The following is a 20,723-nucleotide window of genomic DNA, read 5'->3' on the forward strand; positions in this document are numbered from 1 at the left end:
GCGCAGGTAAGCGGGAAAGCAGCGGTATAGCAGGGGATTCGGCTCCTGCAATCGGGCAATATCGAGAAAATCACGCCATATCGTGATCACAAAGAACGGCAAGGGCCGATCGTCCGCCACCAGGGATTGCCGGACTGACGCGCATTGTCTAGCCTTGCGTATTGCGCCGCTGCTCGCCCATTCGCCCGATTGTGCCGGTCTGACGATGTTTCGTTTTCTCGTTCTCGCAGCCCTGCTGCTGGTCAGCGGCGAATTGCGTGCCGAAACGCCGGCCGAAAAAGCCGGCTTTGCGCCGAGGCTGATCATCTACAACGCCAAGGGGCCGGCCAATTCCTGCGGTCCGGGTTGCGACCGCTGGATCGCGATCGAGGGCCAGGTCGATGAGGGAGCGGCGGCGCGTGTCAGCCGCTTCCTGCGTGATGCCAAGGACACCACGCGCCCGATCTATTTCCATTCGCCGGGTGGTTCGGTCAGGCCGTCCTATGTCATCGCCCGGATGCTGCGCGGCAGGAAGGCCGTTGCCCGGATCGGGCGCACCATCGCAACCGCCTGCACCCGCGGAACCCAGGTGGACGCTGCCTGCCTCAAGATCAAGACGGCCGGCGGTGAGGTTGAAGCCGAACTGACGACCCGCAACGCCATGTGCAATTCGGCCTGCGGCTACCTGCTTCTCGGCGCCACGACCCGCGAGGTTGCACCCGATGCCGTCATGGCCGTTCATAACTCCAGGCTGACGCTGGTCGTTCACGGGTCGATCCCGGCACAGGTGATCGCCGAATACAAGCAGCGCCGCATGGCCAGTGCCGATCGCGAGCGCGCCGCGTTCGTCACCTCGATGGGCGTCAGCCGTGAGCTGGACGATCTCATCAAGACGGTAAAGTTCGAGAGCCTGCACGTCCTGACACGGGCTGAGCTCTATCGCTTCGGTATCGACAAGCGTTCTCTGCTCGAAACGCCCTGGACATTCGAAACCGCGGCGCGCCCCTACGTTCGCAAGCTCGCGTCGGCCAGGCAGGGCGACGGCACATCGTTCCGTTCGATGGAGTGGCGGCTGTTCTGCGAGGCCAAGACTCGCGCCAGGCTGATGTTCGTCCGGGAAGCCGACCAGGACGCCGGCAGCAACAAGGACGTCAACAAGACGGTGATGTTGATGGCGGGTCCGGAAAAATCCGTGGCCTTTGGCAGGTACCCCGCGCGTGTCGGCAAGTTCGAAATCTGGAGCGACATCGTCGCGCCCGAGGCCATGGAGGCAATGCTGGCCGCTCCCCGCCTGCAGATGGGCGAACGCATGCCAGCGGCGGAAGGCAAGACCGACCTGTCGACATTCGACATCGACACGCTTGGCCTCGGAGCGGCGTGGACGCGGCTCTTGGCGTCGTGCCCCGCCAACAACCCGCGGCCTGCGGCGGCATCGACCAATCTCAACGCTGATCCCGCAGCCGCGGCAAATCCGGCGAAGTGACCACGAGATTCGATTCGGTGCGCTCGCCGCGGGTGACGAAGCCGGCTAGCGGTTTGCGTAGCTGGCGATCTGGGTCAAAGCCGGCGTTGCCGCCATCTTGACCAGCACGTCCTTGATCGGATGCTCGGTCCAGGCCTGCGTCACGTAATCGCGATGGGTGACGCCGTCAGGCGTCTGCACGAACACGACGCTGCCGGGCCGCAGCGGCCCGTCCATGCTCTCGGTGACGGTGATGCCCTTGTCGCGGAGCATCTGCATCAGCTCCAGGTCGTGCCGCTTGGTGTAGCGGGTGTACGAAGAGACGAAGAAGCCGGTCCGGTTCTTCTCGATCCAGGACGCGAACTTGTCGAGTTCACCATAGACGGCGTCGAGCAGGAATACGCCGCGGACGCGATTGGGAAGGCCGCCGACCTCCAGGCTCCAGGCGGTCGGCAGGAAGCCGCCGCTATAGCCGACGATCACGATCGGCATGTTCGCAAACGCCTGCGCCGACTTTGGATCGCCGTAGAGACGGGCGAGATGGCCGGCCGATTCATCGATGAAGCGCTTCAAGCCGCCGGGCTGCCAGAACTTGCCGGCCGAGGAATCGGCGGCGTTGACCGCCATTTGCGGTGCAAGCAGCACGGCGTTGACGCCGGAATCGGTGATCTGCTGCGGCACCAATTGCCGGTCGCGGACGTCGCGCTCGAGCGTCGCGCCGTTGCCGTGGAAGAACACCACGATCACGCCGGGCTTTTTGACGTTGAACGTCTCGGGGACATGCACCAGCACGCGGCTGTCGTTGTAGGTTTCGTCCTGCCAATAGACCCGGCCGCCATAGCTGCGGTGGCCCTTGCGGTCGCCCTTGGTGATGTTCAGGAACGGCTCGTCCGAACGTGGATTGGTGCCGAAATAAGGGAAGGCGGACGACTTCATGCTGACCAGCGTGGTCGGCTCTTCACGCCCGGTGCGGGGCAACGTCATCGTCGGCGTCAGCGAGGCGACCCTTACGGATTCGGTCCTTACCGCGCGCGGCTCCGGTTGCGGTGTAAGCGCAACCTGGCGCTGGATCCGCGGCAGGCTTTCGACGTCGGTCGGGAAACGATCGGCGAATTGCGGCTGGAGGAAGCGGTCCTCGAAAGTATCGGCCGAAGCCTGCGACTTGGCGGCGCGGGATTTGGCGCCGTCCGTGTTCGCGGCCAGAAGGCCGGCGTTGGGCGCCTTGCCGCACTGAACGAGCACAAAGGATAGCGGCACGATCAGCGCAGCCAGGGCGACCCAGTGCCATCGCAGCTGCAGGACGCGCCGCGGCCCGGCCGACAACGCCGACCGCATGGCGCGACCAATTGTCTGGAATTTCGGATTAGCTCCGACCATCCACCCCAATGTCCCAAGATCCACCGTCAACCGGGGTTAAGCTTGCACGCGGCGACGTTAAGCGTCCGGAAAAACTCCCCACATCCGGACGCTTGAGGAGACCACCCAATCGTGTCGCGATTGTGGGACGGTCACGATGTTTTCGCAATCCAGTAGTGGCACGGGGCCAGGTCGCGGTACCATTGAACCTATTTTGGGTCTCAATTTAAACCCTTGTTAACATTGCTTGAATTGAGGGGCGTCAGCCTGCACGATGCAGCTCTCGGCTGCGGGCGCTTGAAGGTGGGGTCCGAGATGGCGGCATCAGAAGCGGGAAGCCCGGCTTGGCCAGGCTCGCTCACCAGTGGCGGCTCCACCGTTTCGGTCCTGGTGGCGGTTGCCATCGTCGTTGCCGACATGGTCGGCGTCGGCGTCTTCACCAGCCTCGGCTTTCAGGTCAAGGACATCCCGTCAGGCTTTTCGATCCTGCTGCTGTGGACGGTCGGTGGCATCGTCGCGCTGTGCGGCGTGTTTTCATACGGCGAACTCGGCGCGATGTTTCCGCGCTCGAGCGGCGAGTACAACTTCCTCGGCCGGGCCTATCACCCGGCCTTTGGTTTTGTGGCGGGCTGGGTTTCGGCGACGGTCGGATTCGCCGCGCCTGTCGCGCTGGCCGCCATGGCCTTCGGCGAGTACGGCAAGTCCGTGCTGCCTGATGCGCCGCCGCTGGTGCTCGCGGTCGGCGTGGTCTGGCTGGTGTCGCTGGTGCAGCTTACCGGGGTACGGCACTCCTCGACCTTCCAACTGGTCGCGACCATTCTGAAGGTCGTGCTGATCCTGGCCTTCCTGGCCTGCGGTTTCGTGATCGGCACAGCGCAGCCTATGTCGTTCACGCCATCAGCTTCCGATTTCACCCACATCGTCAGCGCGCCGTTCGCGATCAGCCTCGTCTTCGTGATGTATTCGTTCTCGGGCTGGAACGCGGCAACCTACATCATCGGCGAGGTGCGCTTTCCGGAGCGCAACGTGCCGCGGGCGATGCTGATCGGAACATTGATCGTGCTGGTGCTGTATGTCGCGCTCAACGCGGTGTTCCTGCATACCGCGCCGATCGACAAGCTCGCCGGCCAGATCGACGTCGCCCGCATCTCCGGCAGCTACATTTTCGGCGAATTCGGCGGCCGCATCGTCGGCGCGATGATCTGCTTCGGGCTAATCTCCTCGATCAGCGCGATGATGTGGATCGGGCCGCGCGTCATGATGACGATGGGCGAGGATCTTCCGTTGCTGCGTCCGTTTGCCCGCCGCTCCGGCAACGGCGCGCCGGCCTACGCCATCCTGTTTCAGCTCACGGTCGCCAGCCTGATGCTGTTCACGCGCAGCTTCGAGGCGGTATTAGAGTTCATCCAGTTCGCGCTGCTGTTCTGCTCGTTCTTCACCGTGCTCGGCGTGATCAAGCTGCGCATCACGCACCCCGATTTGCCGCGGCCGTACCGCGCCTGGGGATACCCCGTAACGCCTCTCGTCTTTCTGCTCGTGACCGGTTTCATGATGTACTACCTTTTGGCTGAACAGCCGCTGCGGTCGATGCTGAGTATCCTGATCATGTCGTCGGGCCTGCTGATCTATGCCGTCTTCCGCAAGCGGGCGGATCCAGGTCCTGTAGCTGTCTCTTCGGGTCGCGAATGAACGTGCTGCATTCCCCGAGAATGGTGACGCTTGCGGCTTTCATGCTGCTGGCGACCGTCGTTACCGGCCACGCCCAGACCGTAACGGTGGACGACACCGCGAAATTTCTCGCGGGCATGATGCCGTCGGCGGACTCGCCGCTCGCGCCGCTCACCAGGGATCCGGCCTGGCAGCGCCACGCCAAGTTCTTCGACGGTGCGTTCGAGCAGCTCGAGCAGCGGCAATTGTCGAAAATCCGCGCCTGGGCAGACACCAACCTGGCGGCGCCGCGGCCGACCATGTTCTACATGTTCTCTGGCCCGGACTTTCTCTATGCGAACGCGTTCTATTCGAAGGCGTCGACCTATGTGCTGAGCGCGCTGGAGCCGGTTGGCTCGGTGCCGGACCTGACGCGATTGCCGCGCGGCGGTATCGCGTCGGCGCTCTACAATGTCGAGCGCTCGCTCGGTTCAATCCTGAGCTTCAGCTTCTTCATCACCAAGCAGATGAAGACCGATCTGCAGGCGGGCCAGATCAGCGGCACCTTGCCGATCCTCTACGTGTTCCTGGCGCGCTCGGGCATGACCGTCAGAAGCGTCACTCCGATTTCGCTGGACGACAAGGGCGCGGCGTACACCGCCGGCGAAAATCCCGGGCCGAATGCCGTGCGCGGCGTGCGTATCATCTTCGCCGGAGGCGATGGGCAGGAGAAGACGCTGTACTACTTCTCAACAGATCTTTCCAATTCCGGCGTGCGGGCGAGCGGGTTCCTGAAATTCTGCGAGACACTCGCGCCGGGCAACAGCCTGATCAAAAGCGCGTCATATCTTCCGCATTCCGGCAATTTCACCACCGTGCGCAACTTCCTGCTCAACAACAGCGCCACCATCATCCAGGACGATTCAGGAATTCCGCTGGCTTATTACAGCACGAAGAAATGGCGCTTGTTTCCGTTCGGCCGCTATCTCGGACCGATCGACGAATTCCCGGATCGCTACCAGGAGTCATATGCTGCACTCTTCCGCCGCGCGCAGCCGATCGATTTCGGCATCGGTTATCGCTGGCGCACGGCAGAAACGAATGTGCTGCTGTCGGTGAGATTGCCGGACGATGGATCGCCCGCCATTGACGCCACAGCGTCGACTGAGGCGCCGCCGCCACCATCGCGCCCGCGAAGGCCGCGACCGCCGGCGGATATAGCGCCGCGGCCGCCGGCGGATTTCTGGCCGCAGCAGCCGCGAGGCGGATTTTTCTTCTGGCGCTAAGCGCGTGGCGCTCACGAAGGGTTGACGCCGCGCCAGCGTCCGTAGCGCCATGGCAGATACCATCGCGCACCCGGCGGTGCCGTGAGCGGCACGTTGTCAATGCCTGACGTTCCCCAGGGCTGGCAGCGCAGGATCCGCGCCAGCGTCATCCAGCCGCCGCCCCACAAACCGAAACGCTCGATCGCTTCGTCGCCATACACGGAGCATGTCGGCAGATGCCGGCAGTTGTAGCCGACCAGCAGCGACAGCGTGTGCCGGTAAATCCAGATCAGCGCGCGCCCGGCGTTGCGCGGCAAACGGGACACTCCGTTGGCACAATACGTGCATCGGTTGTGTGATGACGATGACTGATCTGCGGGCGTCATTCGAGCTATGTACGTAGTTTTCCGGGAGTTCCCAAGCAAGGAACTTAAGACGTGCAGATATTTACGCCACAGTTCGCAACTATCGCACCGCAAAATGCCGGAGCAAGCCAAGGTATTATGGACGACACAGGACAGGACAGTTACCGTTTTGACGACGCATCGATGACAGAATCATTTCGTGTCGAAACGGGACCATTACCATCACCCGTTGATGGGGGCTTGGGGGAAGGAACCAAATTGAGGTTTGCAAGGTCGCTAAAATTTCGCGGCTGGGCGCTTCTCGGCGCCACCGCCTTCTGTCTCGCATTGCCAGGCGCAATCACGACGCTGGGCAACTCGGCGCATGCCGGCGGCGTCCTCGAAGAACGCAAGCAGCCGATGCATTTCAAATGGAATGCCTGCCAGCCCGATTGCAGAGGTTGGGTCTCGGCCGTCGGCATTGTCACGTCGGATAGTCCGCGCGAGTTCGAGGAATTTGCAAAAAATCGCCAACTCGCCGGCGCGACCATCGTGCTGGATTCCAGCGGCGGCTCGGTCAACGATTCCATCGTGCTCGGCCGCAAGTTCCGCAGTCTGGGTATGTTGACCACGGTCGGCACCACCGTGCGCAAGCAGACCCCGAATGGCGAACGCACCAGTGTGGCGCCGGAAGCCTATTGCGAGTCGATGTGCGTGTTCCTGTTGCTGTCGGGCAAGACGCGTTACGTGCCGCCGGTCGCGCATGTCCGCGTGCACCAGATCTGGATGGGTGACCGCGCCGACGACGCCAAGGCTGCAAGCTATAGCGCGCAGGACCTGATGATCGTGCAGCGCGACATTGGCCGGCTCACCAAATACACCTTCGAAATGGGTGGCACCGGCGATTTGCTGTCGCTCGCGCTCAGCGTTCCGCCTTGGGAAGATCTGCACGAATTGTCGCGCAGCGAATTGCGCCTGAGCAATCTGGTCACGACCGATGCGGTCGCCGACGTGTTCCCGCAGGACAATTCATCCGTGCCGATGGCCGAGGCAAAGCCAGCCAAGCCGCAGGATCGCTTCGTCAGCTCCGCCATGGAAGGCGACGCGCAGCCGCAGCAGGGCAAGTCGACCAAGACCGCCGAAGCCGCGGTTCCGACCGGCGGCAATGCGACCGCGCCAGCGCAACCGGCCCAGCCGCAACAGAAGTAGGTTTCAAATTGAAGCCGTCATTCCGGGGCGCGCAAAAGCGCGAACCCGGAATCTCGAGATTCCGGGTCTGGTCCTGCGGACCATCCCGGAATGACCAGCCTTACGCCTGCGCCGGCTGCTTGGCCCTGGCTTCGATCTGGCCAATGGCATCGACCACGGCGTCGAAGGTCAGCAGGGTCGAGGCGTGGCGGGCCTTGTAGTCGCGCACCGGCTCGAGCAGGGCGATGTCGGCCCATTTGCCCTGCGGCGGACCGCCGTTTTCCTTCAACATCTTGCGCACGGTTTCTCGCAACTCACGTAACTCGTCAGCGGTCGAGCCGACCACATGGCTCGCCATGATCGAGGAGGAGGCTTGTCCCAGCGCGCAGGCCTTCACGTCATGGGCGAAGTCGGTGACCACGGGGCCTTCCATCTTGAGGTCGACCTTGACGGTCGATCCGCACAGTTTGGAATGGGCGGTGGCGCTGGCGTGGGGGTCGGGGAGGCGTCCGAGACGCGGAATATTGCCCGCAAGCTCGATAATCCGCTTGTTGTAGATGTCGTTCAGCATAGATCCGGGTCCCGGGCTCGGCTATGCGAGCGCCCTTGGCGGCTGGGTTTCACCGTCCTATATATGAACAGGAACGGCGGAAAAACAGCCCGGCCGTTTGCCGAGGGCGGCCCGACATGGAAACCTGTCCGGTCGCCAGCGTTTTGAGGATGGGACTCAGGCGTCCGGCGGTAAACCGCCCCGTCTGCCCGGTGACACTCCGGTCTTTGCGGGCCGGTCGAACGGAGAAGACATGGACGCATTGATCAAATCCCTCCGCCCAGGCAAGCCTTCTGACGTCAAGCCTTCCGAGGTGAAGTCGCCCGATGTGGCGCCGGAAGCCCGTCCGGCCGAGCTCGATCCCGCCGAATTTCTGGCCGCCGCCGTCCGTGCCGACCTGCCGCGCCCGTCGCGCGCCGAGGCCGAACACGCCGTGCAGACGCTGCTGAGCTATATCGGTGAGAATCCCGGCCGCGAGGGCCTTTTGGATACGCCGCGCCGGGTGGTCGAAGCCTTCGACGAACTCTATCAGGGCTACCACCAGTGCCCGGCCGAGGTGCTGGACCGCACCTTCGGTGAAACCGCCGGTTATGACGACTTTGTTCTCGTCCGCGACATCGAATTCACCTCGCAATGCGAGCATCACATGATGCCGTTCTACGGCAGGGCGCATATCGCCTATACGCCGGTGGAGCGGGTGGTCGGCCTGTCGAAGCTGGCGCGCCTGACCGATATCTTCGCCCGCCGCCTGCAGACCCAGGAGCACCTGACCGCCCAGATCGCGGCTGCGATCGACGAGGTCTTGAAGCCCCGCGGCGTTGCCGTGCTGATCGAGGCGGAGCATACCTGCATGTCGGTGCGTGGCGTCGCCAAGCATGGCGCGATGACATTCACCAGCCGCTTCACCGGCATGTTCCGCGACAATCCGGCGGAGCAGCAGCGTTTCCTGTCCCTGGTGCGAGGACCGAGCCGGTAGCCTCGCCGAAATTTCCGCGAGGAATACCGTGTCGACATCAGCAACTGTCAACGAGCGCGAAGAGGGGCTGGCCTTCCAGCCCAAATTCGACGCGTCGGGCCTAGTGACCTGCGTGGCGACCGACGCTGCAACCGGCGACGTGCTGATGGTTGCGCACATGAACGACGAGGCGCTGCGGAAGACGATCGCGACAGGCGATGCCTGGTACTTCAGCCGCTCGCGCAATGCGTTGTGGCGAAAAGGTGAGACGTCGGGTCAGACCCAGCGCGTGGTCGAGATGCGCACCGATTGCGATCAGGACGCGGTCTGGATCCGTGTCGAGCAGACCGGCGCCGCATGCCACACCGGCCGGCACTCATGCTTCTACCGCAAGGTCGACACAGCCGATGGCGGCACGCGCCTGTCGTTCGTCGATGCTGACCGGCAGTTCGATCCAGGCAAGGTTTATCGCAAGTGACCTCGTTATTCCCGGAACGACCGGCACGAGCGCCCTTAACCCGCCATTAACCATGATTGCGGCAGTCTCGACCGCGGAGGTCCTGATTGCCGGGGCCTTATGAGCCCGCGCGAGATTTCGCGAGGAGCGGGGCAGCGGAGACATGGCGGTCGACACAACAAGCGCCACGGCTGCGGCAGGTGTCGATCCCACGCGCGCGAGGATCGCGGGCTCGATCAAGCAGGCGGCCTCGACCACCGGCGCCAGCTTCGAATACCTGCTTGCCACCGCGAAGATGGAATCCAATTTCAACCCGAAGGCGGCCGCCACCACCTCGTCGGCGCGCGGGCTGTTTCAGTTCATCGACCAGACCTGGCTCGGCACGGTGAAGGAGGCGGGACCTCATCTCGGCTACGATAAATATGCCGACGCCATCACCAAAAATTCCGACGGCCGCTATTCGGTCGACGATCCCACCGCGCGCGCCTCGATCATGCGGCTGCGCGACGATCCTGAGGCCGCGTCGGCGATGGCGGGGGTGCTGACGCAATCCAACAGCTTCAAGCTGACCGGCAAGATCGGCCGCCGCCCGACCGACGCCGAACTCTATATGGCGCATTTCATGGGCGTCGGCGGCGCCGGCAAACTGATCCAGAGCGCCGAGGACAATCCGAACGCCTCCGCCGTGCGGATGTTTCCGAATGCAGCGGCGGCCAACCAATCGATCTTCTATGACCGCTCCGGGCAGCCGCGCAGCGTCTCCGAGGTCTATTCGGTGCTGAGCACGCGCTACGTGGCTGCCGCCAACTCGCCGGTGACGCGCACGGCGATGGCGGCCGCAGGCGGCGACCTGCCAAGGCGCGTCGCGGTGGCGAGTAGCGCCGCGCCAATGGCAACCGCAATCGACAACGCGGCCTATCTCTCGAGCTTCCCGGATCAACGCGCCGTGACGCCGGTCGCAGCAGCGTCGCAGACCGCCTCGGCCTCGACGGAGCCGATCTTCCGCTCGCTGTTCCAGGCCGGCGAACGCACCCAGCCGATCTCGCCCGCGGTGCAGGAATTGTGGGGCAGCAATTCGTCGCTGACCTCGGTTACGCCAGCAACCTCGGTTGCGCCAGCAACCTCGGTTGCTTCCACGAGCACGGCATTGTCGGGCCACAAGCCCGAGGTCCGCGCCCCCGGAAGGCTCGATCTGTTCAGCGACCGCAACGGCACGTTCTCAAGCTAGCGACAGAGGAGGGTGTCCGGCAGGATACGAAGGCTTTTGGACGTGCCTGTCACGAAGGGGCCGCCGGATTCTTCGTTCGCTCGCGTCGGGCCCGAGTTGTTCACCGGAAAGCACGAAGCTCTTTGGCGCACGCCGTCGACAATGGTGAGCGATGGAGCAGGGTTGCTACGCGGGATTTCCCTACCGGATGTACCAACGCCCATCTTCTGGTGAACCGCTCGAGCGCTTCGGCGATCTTCATCGTGGTCGGCTCCCGGAAAAAACGGGAGAGGAAAGCATCCATTATCGCGACGCGGTCCTAAAACATTAACGAGGCGTTGTCCCTCCCTTAACAAAACGTCAATAATACCAGCCGTTTATGGTGAACCCTTTGTTAAGCGTCATGGTTTATTTTTTCTAATAGTGGCATCGCGTTCCGGTGTCGTTTGAGGTTGCGTAGCCAGGACCATGATCGTTCGGCAGTTCATCAGTTGGATTCGTACCGCTCCGGCAGGCGAGCGGGCAGAGGCGACGCGGGCGTTGGCGCGGGCCTGGTTGATTTCAGATCTCAGCGACGACGACCGCATCGCCGCCGAAGGCGCGCTTCTGATGCAGCTCGATGATCCGTCGCCGCTGGTTCGCCAGGCGATGGCGGAAGTCTTCGCTCGCAGTTCGGATGCGCCGGCCGCGATCGTGCAGGCGCTATCGCTCGATCAGCCCTCGATCGCGCTTCCCGTCCTCGAACATTCGCCGCTTCTGATCGATGCCGACCTCGTCGACATCGTCGCCACCGGCAACAGCGACATGCAATGCGCCATCGCGCGCCGCCTCCATCTGCCGCCTTCGGTGTCGGCCGCGATTGCCGAAGTCGGCTCGGCGGCCGCAGCGCTCGAACTGATCGAAAACGCCTATGCTGAGCTGGCGCCGTTTTCCTGGGACCGCATCGTCGAACGTCACGGCCATCTCGCCGCGATCAGGGAATCGATGTTGGTGCTCGAAGGCTTGCCCGCCGCGACCCGCGCGGCACTGGTTGCCAAACTCTCCGAGACGCTGGCGCAATTCGTCGTCGCGCGGAACTGGCTGAGCGCCGACCGGGCTGGGCGGCTCGCGAGCGAGGCGCGCGAACGCTCGGCCGTGAACATCGCGGCGCGTTCGCGCGGCGAGGACATGGCCGGGCTGATCCGGCACCTGCGCGCCACCGGGCAACTGACCGCGGGCCTGATCCTGCGCGCGCTGTTGTCGGGCAATCTCGACCTGTTCGATGCTTCGCTCGCCGAACTGGCCGACCTGCCGCTGGCCCGCGTCACCGCGCTGCTGCACGACCGCGGCGGCGCCAGCCTGCAGGCGCTCCTGATCCGTGCCGGCTTCCCCGAATCGACGTTCGGCGCCTTCCGCATCGCGCTCGAGGTCAGCCATGAGACCGGTTTTGTCGATACGGTCGGCGGCGCCGCAAGATTGCGCCGCCGCATGGTCGAGCGCGTGCTGACCTATTGCGAGACCGACCGCAAGGCTGCCGAGCCGTTGTTGATCCTGCTGCGGCGTTTTGCGACCGAGTCCGCGCGCGAGGAAGCCCGCATGTTCTGCGAGGAACTGGTCGCCGACGAAGCGTTCGTGCCGCCCGTGCGCGATCTGATCGCGGCGTAAGATCCGAAGATTTCGTAGATCTTGTAGGGTGGGCAAAGCGAAGCGTGCCCACCATTTCTAGCAGCGCAAAGGATGGTGGGCACGACGCAAGAACGCCTTTACCCACCCTACGAAGCTGCAGCAACACATTCGGTGTCGTCCCTGCGAACGCAGGGACCCATAACCACAGCCGTTGTGGTTACGTGAAGTCATCGACCAGCATGTTTTAAATCGAGAAGCCGCGGCGTATGGGTCGCTGCGTTCGCGGGGACGACGCGTGGAGAAATCCCGTTTTGTCCTACTCCGCCGGAACGATGCTCGGCGCCAGGATCGCTTCGAGATGCTCGGGTCGGTCGCGGTTGACCTTCAGCAAAAACTCGTCTGCGACGCCGCGCAGTTGCTTGCTGAGCTTGCTAGCCATCACGGCGGTGTCGAGCTTGGTGCGTTCGCGCACGATCGCCTGAATGGCGTTGATGTGGTGGGTGATCAGCTCGGGCGGGACCTGGTCGAGGTCGGGCGCGTGTTCGATGATGCGGCACAGGCTTTCGGCGGCAGCTCCAGCGGAAGGGAAGCCGAAAGTGGCGGCGTCGCCCTTGATGTCATGGGCGGCGCGAAACAGTTCTTCGCGGTTGTCGACGGTGAATCCGTCGCGGAGGATGACCGCGTGCGCGGCAGAGAGACGGTCGGCCTCGATCGCCATCCACGTCTTGAATTCGCCGGACAATCCCGCGAGCGCCTTTTCCGCGCGCCCAACGGGATCGTCGAGATCGGATTCGGGAACGCGCAGCAGCACCTTGCGTAGCGGATTGGGCTGCGTGATCACGTGGTGATCGGCAAACGATTTGACCTGTATCGTGCCTAGCTTTTCTTTGGCCATGATGGTCTCTCCAGGCTCGCGCTAGACGTTCGAACGCGCTTTGTCGAGCAGCGACGGCTGCTGCATCACTTCCACCTCGCCGCCGACGCGGCGCTCGGGGCCGATATAGGTGTTGTTGGTGTTGCGCCGGCGGTCCGGGCCGAAATAGGTCTTGGTCTTGATGAAGGGACGCGGGCTGGCGACGACGTTGAGGATGCGCTGGTAGAGGCCCTTGGCCGAGATCGGCTTGGCCAGAAACTCGGTGACGCCGGCGTCGCGCGCGACCGTCACGCGCCGCTTCTCCGAATGTCCGGTCAGCATGATGATGGGGGCGTAGGGATTGCCCTTGGATTCCGGCTGCCGGATCATCTGCGCCAGTTCGAGGCCGTCGAAGATCGGCATCGCCCAATCGGTGATGACGATGTCGGGCACGTAGTGGCTGTACATTTCGAGCGCAGTGGCGCCGTCCTCGGCCTCATAGACTTCGCGCGCGCCGAACGAATGCAGCAACGTCCGCAGGATGCGGCGCATATGCGGATTGTCGTCGCAAATCAGAAATCGCAGCTTGTTGAAGTCGATGCGATACATGGTCCGGCCCGGCCCAGCAAAACGGTATACTGGCGTTAACCATATCGCGGCGGCCGTTAAGGAATGGTTGCGAAGCGGGCGTATTGGACTTGCGCGACACCATTTTCAGACAGGGGATTCAGTTCCAAGCCAGCCCCCGACGGCGTCAGGACCCGAACTGCTCGCGCAGAATGCGTTCCTCGAGGCTGTGACCGGGGTCGAACAGCATCCGCATCGAGATCGTCTTGTCCGAGAGCACCTCGACGCGGCGGACGTCGCGCACGTCGTCATGGTCGGCGGCGGCGGCGACGGGGCGCTTTTCGCCCTCGAGCACCTCGATCACCACGAAGGCGGAGTTCGGGAGCAGGGCGCCGCGCCAGCGTCTGGGGCGGAACGCGCTGATCGGGGTCAGCGCCAGCAGCGCGGCGTTGATCGGCAGGATCGGTCCCTGCGCTGACAGGTTATAGGCGGTGGAGCCGGCCGGCGTCGCCACCAGGATGCCGTCGGCGATCAATTCCGCCATCCGCTCGTGTTCGTCGATCAGGATGCGCAAATGCGCGGCCTGGTTGGTCTGGCGAAACAGCGCGACCTCGTTGATGGCGTGATGCAGATGCACCGCGCCATGCACGTCGGTGGCGCGCATCAGCAGCGGATTGATCAGGGATTCCCGGGCCGCTGCCAGCCGCGTGTGCAAATCGTGCGTGGTGAATTCGTTCATCAGGAAGCCGACGGTGCCGCGATGCATGCCATAGATCGGCTTGCCGGAGCGCATATGGGCGTGCAGCGTCTGCAGCATCAATCCATCGCCGCCGAGCGCCACCACGACGTCGGCATCGGCGGAGGCGTGGTTGCCGTAGAGCTTGACGAGCTGCGCCAGCGCGGCCTGCGCCTCGGCGCTTGCGCTCGCGACGAAGGCGATCCGGTCGTATCGCTTGGAAGTGGCCATGGGAAGACGAACTCACAGCTGGCGCCGGATTGCGCCGCGCTCGTCTATACACCTTGTCGGGGCTTGTCGAGATGGCCGGACCGCCCTTTCGCGCCGGTAACGTAAACCGGCGGTCATCGGGATGTCATTTTTCCTGCAATGTCCGGATCGGGTCCCAGTCCGGGCCCGGCGGATTCTGGGCCAATTCCCGGGCCCGCGCGGCAAACAACGCCGCAGGGCGGTCGATATCGGCCGAATGGCCGAAACACTCGGCGGCGCGTTCGAATTCGCGGGCCCGCCAGTGCGCCAGCCCGTCGGCGTAGTTGGCGATCAATGTCTGCTGCGCGGGCGTCAGCCCGGCCGCCAGTGCCAGCAACTGGTAGATTTTCAGCGCCTGGGTTCGTCCCTTGACCCTGATGGCGTCGAGTTCGCGCCAGGCGAAGGCCTCGCCGGCCAGCGCAACCGTGGTCTCGGAAGCGATCACGGTGGTGCCGTAGAATTTGTTGGCGCCCTCCAGCCGCGACGCCAGGTTTACGGCGTCGCTCATCACGGAGTAGTTGAAGCGTCGCCGCGATCCGAAATTGCCGACCAGCGCCTCGCCGGAATTGATGCCGATCCGCTGTGCCAGTCGGTATTCCTGGAAGAGTGGTGAAGAAGCGTTGAGTTCGGCAAGCTGCTTGCAGCAGTCCAGCGCGGCGCGCGCAGCATTGGCGGCATGATCGGGATCGTCGGCCGGCGCGCCGAACACCGCCACGACGGAGTCGCCGATATATTTGTCGACATATCCGCCATGGCTCTCGATGACGTCGGTCATCGCCGACAGATATTCGTTCATCAGCTCCATCAGGCCGTCGGGCGACATCTTTTCCGCGATCAGCGAAAATCCTTCGATGTCGGAGAAGAACACCGTCACGTTGCGGGTCTCGCCGCCGAGCTCAGGCAATTTGTTCGACGACAGCATGCGGTTGATGACGTGCGGGGCGAGATAGAGCGCAAAGCTCTTTTGCAGCAGGCGGCGGTCCTTGTCCGCGACGACAAAGCGGAAGCCGATCGTGGCGGACAACGCTGCAAGGCTGGCCAGGAACGGTTCGACCACCGGCAGCGCCAGCGCATGGTTGAAGGCGATGGTCGCAACCGCCACGCCAAGCACGATCATGCCCGTCCAGGCCGCGAAGGCGATGACGGGCCGGAACAGCCAGGCAGCGGCCGCGGCGAGCGCGGCAATCAGGCTCGCGATAAGCAGACGGGGAAGCGGACCGGGTTCGATCACGCCATTGCGCGCGATCAGGTTGTTGACGGCCGTGGCATGGATATAGACGCCTGCAATCGTGCTCTTCTTGAAGCTGGCTGGGACCGGCGTGCTCTCGTTCGTGCAGCGCTGGACGCGCGCGCCCTCAATGCCGGTGGCAAAGCGCTTGGACGTCTGCTGACGGTCCTCGATGTCGAGAACGCTGCCGAAGATCACGACCTTGCCGGCGAACCAGCGCCGGAAATAGTCCTTGTCGTTCTTGACCGCGCAGGCGCGCAGATCGGCAAAGGTGAAGGTCGGAATGTCGTCGCCGCCGCCTTCGAAATTCAGCGTCATCGTGTTCGGCACGCGGCCCGGAACCTGGTAGCCGGCGAGCGTCAGCCTGCCGCGCTCGTCGAATTCGGGGGCAGCGCCCAGCGCCCGCGAGGCCAACTCGACCGCCATCGAGGGCACCCTCGTGCCGTTGACGGCAAAACTCAGCGGCATGCGCCGCAGGATATCGTCGCTGTCGACGTGGACGTTGAGCGGGCGGATGTTCTGCTGCTGGCGAACCGCGACGCGCTGCCCCGGCGACGGCCGGACCGGCTGGTTGCCGCCCAGGATTTCTCCCAGCACCACCTTGCCGTTCGCCGACGCACCGGCAAGTGCGCGAAGAAAATCACGGTCGAAGCCGCGGACCTTCTCGCCGAGCGTGCCTTCGCCGAATGGTATCTCCGACTGCTCGATCGATTTCGGGATCACCATGTCGAAGCCGGCGACCTTGGCGCCGCCTTCGAGCGTCGCTGACAGCACGCGGCCGATCTCGCCGGTCCAGGTCAGCATCGGCGCGTCCTTGAACGGGGCGGTACGCAGGCTCTCCTCATCCATCGCGACGACGACCGCCGGCGAAGCGGCGGGATCCTGCGTTCGGCCGAACACATCCCAGCGCAGCGCCGTGAGGATATCGAGGGAGAGCCCGCGGATCGGCCGGGCCGCGGGAGAAACCGACGCGGCGGCGCAAATCAGCGCGATGGCGGCGATCGCCATCCTGTTGCGCGTGCTGCGCCTTACTCTCAAGCTGGAAGGTCCGCCACGCCTATTCCATCCGCAACAGCCGGCCGACAATCGGCGTCGCGCCGGGCTTGGCCTGCGGATCCACCCGGAACACGATTTTCGACGACTTGAACGAGGCGGCGTAGAGGCCGCCGGGCGCCAGCGCGACGTTCTCGCTGGCGAAATCGAGGAACCGTCCCTTGAGCTGGGTGCCGCCCAGACTAATTTCCTGACGCTCATCCGGCACGTCGAGGCGCCGAATCACCAGCTTGCCGCGTCCCTTGGCTTCCACCAATGGCGAGGCGCCGTAAAGCGTGAGCTGTGGCTGCGGCAGGGAAGCTGCCTTGGTGCTGTCGACGCTGCGCAGCACGGTGGCGGCGACGCCGCTGGTCTCCCGCGTCGTCACGTTCGCCTGGTTGGCGTCGCAATTGGTCTTTTCGGCTTTGACGTCGGCGAGGTGAACGGCGCTCTCCTCGGTGCCGACGACGATGGTGCCGGCGCCGCTGATCGTCTCGCGCCGGCATGACTTCAGATAGCTGAGAATGACGGAGCCGCCGTCGCCGACCTTGATGACGGCCTTGGGCGTCACATAATCCATGAACTCCGCGCCGGTGACCTTGCCCTGAACTTCCTCGACCACCGCGGACGGCGAATCTGCCGCTGCCGGAGAAGCCAGCGCCAGCAGTCCGAGACAGACAGCAATCGTACGTTTCATTTGTTGGGACCCCATTGAAAAGCGCAGGTTCATTAGTCGCGCCAGCGCCAGAATGGTTTCATGGATGGATCAAAAAACCGGGCAAATACGTCCGCGGAACCGACCGATAGCACCTAACCGCCGGCGGGGACAATCAGCGGACGTGGCGGGCTACTTTCTCACGGGATGCTGTCGGGATTGTGATTTTCGGGCAGGTTTCTCCGTGTTGTGCACCACCACCCCATTGTCGCAGTCTTGCGGCAGAATCCGTAAGGAGCGGCTGGATCGCGGGGTGCGCGCAGGGAGCAAGGTATGGCTTTTCGTTTCACGGCGGCGCGCCCCATGCGTCTTGCCGCCATCCTTCTGGTCGTGTGTTGCGTAGGCAGCGCGCGCGCCGAGGAGGCGAGTTCGCCCACCTCGCAGCAGCCGGGCGCGGCTATGCCGTCACCGTCGCCATCGGGCCAGAAGGGTGGAGCCGGGCGGGGTACTGCCGCGCCGCCGCCGTCTGCGGCCGAGCAGCACCGCCTGCCGCCGGATTCGACCACCAGGCAGACGCTGGCGCTGCCCGGCCGCACGCTCAACTTCACCGCTACCGCCGGCTCGATCCGGCTGTTCGACGACAAGGGCGAGCCTCAGGCCGATATCGCCTACACCTCCTACCAGCTCGACGGCGCCGATCGCGGCAGCCGGCCGGTGACGTTCCTGTTCAATGGCGGCCCGGGCGCGTCGTCGGCCTGGCTGCAGTTCGGCGCCGCCGGTCCCTGGCGGGTGTCGATCGCGGGTGAAGGCGCGGTGTCATCGGCAACGCCTGATCTGTTGCCCAACGCCGAGACCTGGCTCGACTTCACCGATCTCGTCTTCATCGATCCCGTCGGCACCGGCTACAGCCGCTTCGTCGCGACCGGCGAGGACGCGCGCAAGCGGTTCTACTCCGTTGACGGCGACGTCAGCGCGGTCGCGCTGGTGATCCGGCGCTGGCTGGAGAAATACGACCGCCTGCAGTCGCCGAAATTCGTCGCGGGCGAAAGCTATGGCGGCATCCGCGGACCGAAAATCGTGCGCAATTTGCAGACCCAGCAGGGCGTCGGCGTGCGTGGGCTGATCCTTGTTTCACCCTTGTTCGACTACCGCGACTTCTCCGGTTCGAGCCTCCTGCAATACATGAACACTTTGCCGAGCATGGCGGCGGTGGCGCGCGAGGCCAAGGGAGAAGGCAAGGTGACGCGCGCCGACCTCGCCGACGTCGAGCGCTATGCGCAGGGCGAATTTCTGACCGATCTCGTCAAGGGACAGGCCGACAAGGAAGCGACGACGCGGCTGGCCGACAAGGTTGCGTCATTGACCGGCATTGATCAGGCGGTCAGCCGCAGGCTTGCCGGCCGTTTTGAAATCGGCGAATTCCGCAGGGAGTTCGACCGCAGCAACGGCCGCGTGACCGGACGTTACGACGCCTCGGTTTCGGGCATCGATCCCTATCCGGATTCGAACTACTCGCATTTCGGCGATCCGTCCGGCGATTCCCTGATGGCGCCGCTGACCAGCGCGGCCGTCGACCTCACCACGCGCAAACTCAACTGGCGCCCCGATGGTTCGTATCACCTGCTCAACGAGGCCGTGTACAGGGCCTGGGATTTCGGCCGCGGACCGGCCGAGTCGGTCTCACAGTTGCGCCAGATTCTGGCGCTCGACCCGAAAATGAAATTGCTGGTCAGCCATGGGCTGTTCGATCTTGCGACGCCTTATTTCGCCTCGAAGGTCATTCTCGACCAGTTGCCGGCCTATGCGCGGTCGGACCGGGTGAAACTCGTCGTCTATCCCGGCGGCCACATGTTCTATTCGCGCGACGCCACGCGTCAGGCGTTTCGTGCGGAAGTCGAGAAGGTGATGAAGTAAATTCGAAAGCAAAAAAGCCGGCGCAGTCCTTGCAACTGCGCCGGCTTTTTCTTCGTCATTGCGAGGAGCGAAGCGACGAAGCAACCCATGTCGCGGCGTGAAATGCATTGCTTCGCTTCGCTCGCAATGACGGGGAAACGTCAATACCTCAATACACAAGCCCCGTGCCCGGGGCCTTTTCCAGCGCGGCGGCGAGCGAGCGATATTCCTCGCTCGAGGTGCCGGTGAGCTGAGCGATCTTGTTCAGGTGAAATTGCGCTTGATCGCGATTGCCCTGTTCGACCTGCCACAGGCCATAATATTGCCAAGTCTTGACGTGGTTCGGATCGGCCTTCAGCGCGCGCTCGTACCAGATCTGCGAGACCTTGTAGTCGCCGAGCTGACGATACGAATAGCCGATCAGATTGGCGACGGCGGCTGTGTCGTCACGGCCGAGTGCCTTCAATTGCGCGATCGCCGCAGCATAGTCGTGGCGCTCATAGATCGTGGCGTAAGCGGCGCGATAGCCGTCGGCAAAAGCGGTCTCGCTGCCGGGACGGGCTTCGCTGGATTTCTTCTTCTTTGGCGGCGGCGGTGGATCGTTGTCGGGCGCGGCGTAAACGACGGTAACGACAGGGGCTGCCGCAAGCGTGAGCGACAACATTGCGAGAGTCAAAAGCCTGATCGCTAACTTATTCATGCATATCTCCTGATGGCCAGCCCGGCGATCCTACACCGAAGCCCGTTGGTTTGAACACCTGGCGGTTGAAAACATTCCCGGATGCCTTTCACCGCGATTCCGCCAATTTTCATCGGCGGCCCGTCGTCAGCGGACATGACGAAGATGTCATTCAGATGAACGGAGCTATTCAGATGAACGGAGTCCGAAAGTTCGATTCAGGAGGGGTTCAGCGCGCGGCCGCTAGCGTCGCTTGCATGATCGGCGAGCCCTTCCGTTCGACCGGAGTGCCCGCGGGTCCCAAGGGAAAAGGAAAAGGAGATAACCATGCTCAAGACCATTTCCGCAGCGCTCGTTGCCGTTTCCGTTCTCGCCGCGCCTGCACTTGCCGGCACGCCGGCCAAGACCGCGCAGGCACCGGCGAACAAGACCGTTCAAGCTCCGGTGAACAAGAGTGCGCAGGCGCCTGTCATCAAGGCGGAGCAGGGCAAATCGAAGGCGCTGAACGCCAATGCCAAAATGGGCCGCCATCACAAGCACTACCGGCATCACCGCCACCACAAGCACATCGGCGCGCTGAAGACGCATGCGAAGCCGCACATCGCGGTCAAGCACGTGACGCCTTCCGCGAAGCGTAGCTGAATCTGATTCGCCGGCGCGCGTTTCGCCCCCATTGCCCCCGCGCCAGCGAATGTCAGGCCAGCCCACGCGCCATTTGCTTCGCTAATGGCCGTGGGCTGGCGCGCGCTCAATTTTTCGAGAGCCGCGTGAGGGGATAACCGAGTTGCGAATTCCATTCCGCCGCCGATCGGTCTA

General features: G+C 63.8%; 19 protein-coding genes. 10 read left to right on the forward strand and 9 right to left on the reverse strand.

The window, feature by feature from the left end:
* Positions 1-205: 205 nt before the first annotated feature.
* A complete protein-coding gene (locus AC0QUY_RS12115) occupies positions 206-1,462 on the forward strand; it encodes a hypothetical protein (RefSeq protein ID WP_475386998.1) in 1,257 nt (418 codons plus the stop codon).
* 45 nt (positions 1,463-1,507) lie between these two features.
* Here AC0QUY_RS12115 and AC0QUY_RS12120 read toward each other — a convergent pair whose 3' ends face one another.
* Positions 1,508-2,818: an alpha/beta hydrolase gene (locus AC0QUY_RS12120; RefSeq protein ID WP_475386999.1), complete on the reverse strand. Its 1,311-nt coding sequence runs from the start codon at positions 2,816-2,818 to the stop codon at positions 1,508-1,510.
* A gap of 294 nt (positions 2,819-3,112) precedes the next feature.
* Between AC0QUY_RS12120 and AC0QUY_RS12125 the strand changes: the two genes are divergently transcribed.
* Positions 3,113-4,486: an APC family permease gene (locus AC0QUY_RS12125; RefSeq protein ID WP_475387000.1), complete on the forward strand. Its 1,374-nt coding sequence runs from the start codon at positions 3,113-3,115 to the stop codon at positions 4,484-4,486.
* The gene (locus AC0QUY_RS12130) at positions 4,483-5,730 is read left to right on the forward strand and encodes a hypothetical protein (RefSeq protein WP_475387001.1); all 1,248 of its coding nucleotides are present in this window, start codon (positions 4,483-4,485) and stop codon (positions 5,728-5,730) included. Before AC0QUY_RS12125 ends, AC0QUY_RS12130 begins: the two co-directional genes overlap by 4 nt.
* An 11-nt stretch (positions 5,731-5,741) precedes the next feature.
* On the opposite strand, the gene yidD is transcribed toward AC0QUY_RS12130, so the two are convergent.
* Positions 5,742-6,095, reverse strand: coding sequence for a membrane protein insertion efficiency factor YidD (gene yidD / locus AC0QUY_RS12135; RefSeq protein ID WP_475387002.1), 354 nt, complete (start codon positions 6,093-6,095; stop codon positions 5,742-5,744).
* A gap of 237 nt (positions 6,096-6,332) precedes the next feature.
* Here yidD and AC0QUY_RS12140 point away from each other — a divergent pair, with 237 nt between their 5' ends.
* On the forward strand, positions 6,333-7,262 hold the full coding sequence (locus AC0QUY_RS12140; RefSeq protein ID WP_161853860.1) for a COG3904 family protein: 930 nt from the start codon (positions 6,333-6,335) through the stop codon (positions 7,260-7,262).
* Positions 7,263-7,362: 100 nt separating this feature from the next.
* Here the strand turns inward: AC0QUY_RS12140 and AC0QUY_RS12145 are convergent, their stop codons facing one another.
* On the reverse strand, positions 7,363-7,812 hold the full coding sequence (locus AC0QUY_RS12145; RefSeq protein ID WP_161853861.1) for an iron-sulfur cluster assembly scaffold protein: 450 nt from the start codon (positions 7,810-7,812) through the stop codon (positions 7,363-7,365).
* A gap of 232 nt (positions 7,813-8,044) precedes the next feature.
* Between AC0QUY_RS12145 and folE the strand changes: the two genes are divergently transcribed.
* The 4 genes from folE (at position 8,045) to AC0QUY_RS12165 (ending at position 12,054) form a co-directional block, all read left to right on the forward strand.
* Positions 8,045-8,767 carry a GTP cyclohydrolase I FolE gene (gene folE, locus AC0QUY_RS12150; RefSeq protein ID WP_475387003.1) on the forward strand — a complete coding sequence of 241 codons (723 nt, stop codon included), beginning with the start codon at positions 8,045-8,047 and terminating at the stop codon, positions 8,765-8,767.
* 28 nt (positions 8,768-8,795) lie between these two features.
* Positions 8,796-9,224 (forward strand): phosphoribosyl-AMP cyclohydrolase, encoded by a 429-nt coding sequence (gene hisI / locus AC0QUY_RS12155; protein WP_475387004.1) that lies wholly within the window; start codon positions 8,796-8,798, stop codon positions 9,222-9,224.
* A gap of 142 nt (positions 9,225-9,366) precedes the next feature.
* The gene (locus AC0QUY_RS12160; protein ID WP_475387005.1) at positions 9,367-10,431 is read left to right on the forward strand and encodes a transglycosylase SLT domain-containing protein; all 1,065 of its coding nucleotides are present in this window, start codon (positions 9,367-9,369) and stop codon (positions 10,429-10,431) included.
* Between the two features lie 447 nt (positions 10,432-10,878).
* Positions 10,879-12,054 (forward strand): DUF2336 domain-containing protein, encoded by a 1,176-nt coding sequence (locus tag AC0QUY_RS12165; RefSeq protein WP_475387006.1) that lies wholly within the window; start codon positions 10,879-10,881, stop codon positions 12,052-12,054.
* Positions 12,055-12,331: 277 nt separating this feature from the next.
* On the opposite strand, the gene AC0QUY_RS12170 is transcribed toward AC0QUY_RS12165, so the two are convergent.
* The 5 genes from AC0QUY_RS12170 to AC0QUY_RS12190 all read right to left on the reverse strand — a co-directional run bounded on the left by AC0QUY_RS12170 (position 12,332) and on the right by AC0QUY_RS12190 (position 17,377).
* Positions 12,332-12,910, reverse strand: coding sequence for an Hpt domain-containing protein (locus tag AC0QUY_RS12170; protein WP_161853866.1), 579 nt, complete (start codon positions 12,908-12,910; stop codon positions 12,332-12,334).
* Positions 12,911-12,931: 21 nt separating this feature from the next.
* The gene (locus AC0QUY_RS12175) at positions 12,932-13,477 is read right to left on the reverse strand and encodes a response regulator (RefSeq protein ID WP_161853867.1); all 546 of its coding nucleotides are present in this window, start codon (positions 13,475-13,477) and stop codon (positions 12,932-12,934) included.
* A gap of 145 nt (positions 13,478-13,622) precedes the next feature.
* Positions 13,623-14,402 (reverse strand): NAD kinase, encoded by a 780-nt coding sequence (locus AC0QUY_RS12180; RefSeq protein WP_161853868.1) that lies wholly within the window; start codon positions 14,400-14,402, stop codon positions 13,623-13,625.
* A gap of 124 nt (positions 14,403-14,526) precedes the next feature.
* On the reverse strand, positions 14,527-16,656 hold the full coding sequence (locus AC0QUY_RS12185) for an adenylate/guanylate cyclase domain-containing protein (protein ID WP_475387007.1): 2,130 nt from the start codon (positions 16,654-16,656) through the stop codon (positions 14,527-14,529).
* 49 nt (positions 16,657-16,705) lie between these two features.
* Positions 16,706-17,377, reverse strand: coding sequence for a hypothetical protein (locus tag AC0QUY_RS12190; protein ID WP_475387008.1), 672 nt, complete (start codon positions 17,375-17,377; stop codon positions 16,706-16,708).
* A gap of 291 nt (positions 17,378-17,668) precedes the next feature.
* Between AC0QUY_RS12190 and AC0QUY_RS12195 the strand changes: the two genes are divergently transcribed.
* The gene (locus AC0QUY_RS12195; protein WP_475387009.1) at positions 17,669-19,249 is read left to right on the forward strand and encodes a S10 family peptidase; all 1,581 of its coding nucleotides are present in this window, start codon (positions 17,669-17,671) and stop codon (positions 19,247-19,249) included.
* Between the two features lie 148 nt (positions 19,250-19,397).
* On the opposite strand, the gene AC0QUY_RS12200 is transcribed toward AC0QUY_RS12195, so the two are convergent.
* A complete protein-coding gene (locus AC0QUY_RS12200; RefSeq protein ID WP_161853872.1) occupies positions 19,398-19,928 on the reverse strand; it encodes a tetratricopeptide repeat protein in 531 nt (176 codons plus the stop codon).
* 306 nt (positions 19,929-20,234) lie between these two features.
* Here AC0QUY_RS12200 and AC0QUY_RS12205 point away from each other — a divergent pair, with 306 nt between their 5' ends.
* Entirely contained in the window at positions 20,235-20,549 is a 315-nt protein-coding gene (locus AC0QUY_RS12205) for a His-rich protein BRANT (RefSeq protein WP_475387010.1), read from the forward strand.
* Positions 20,550-20,723 lie beyond the last annotated feature (174 nt).

It is taken from the genome of Bradyrhizobium sp. WYCCWR15520, assembly GCF_056174665.1.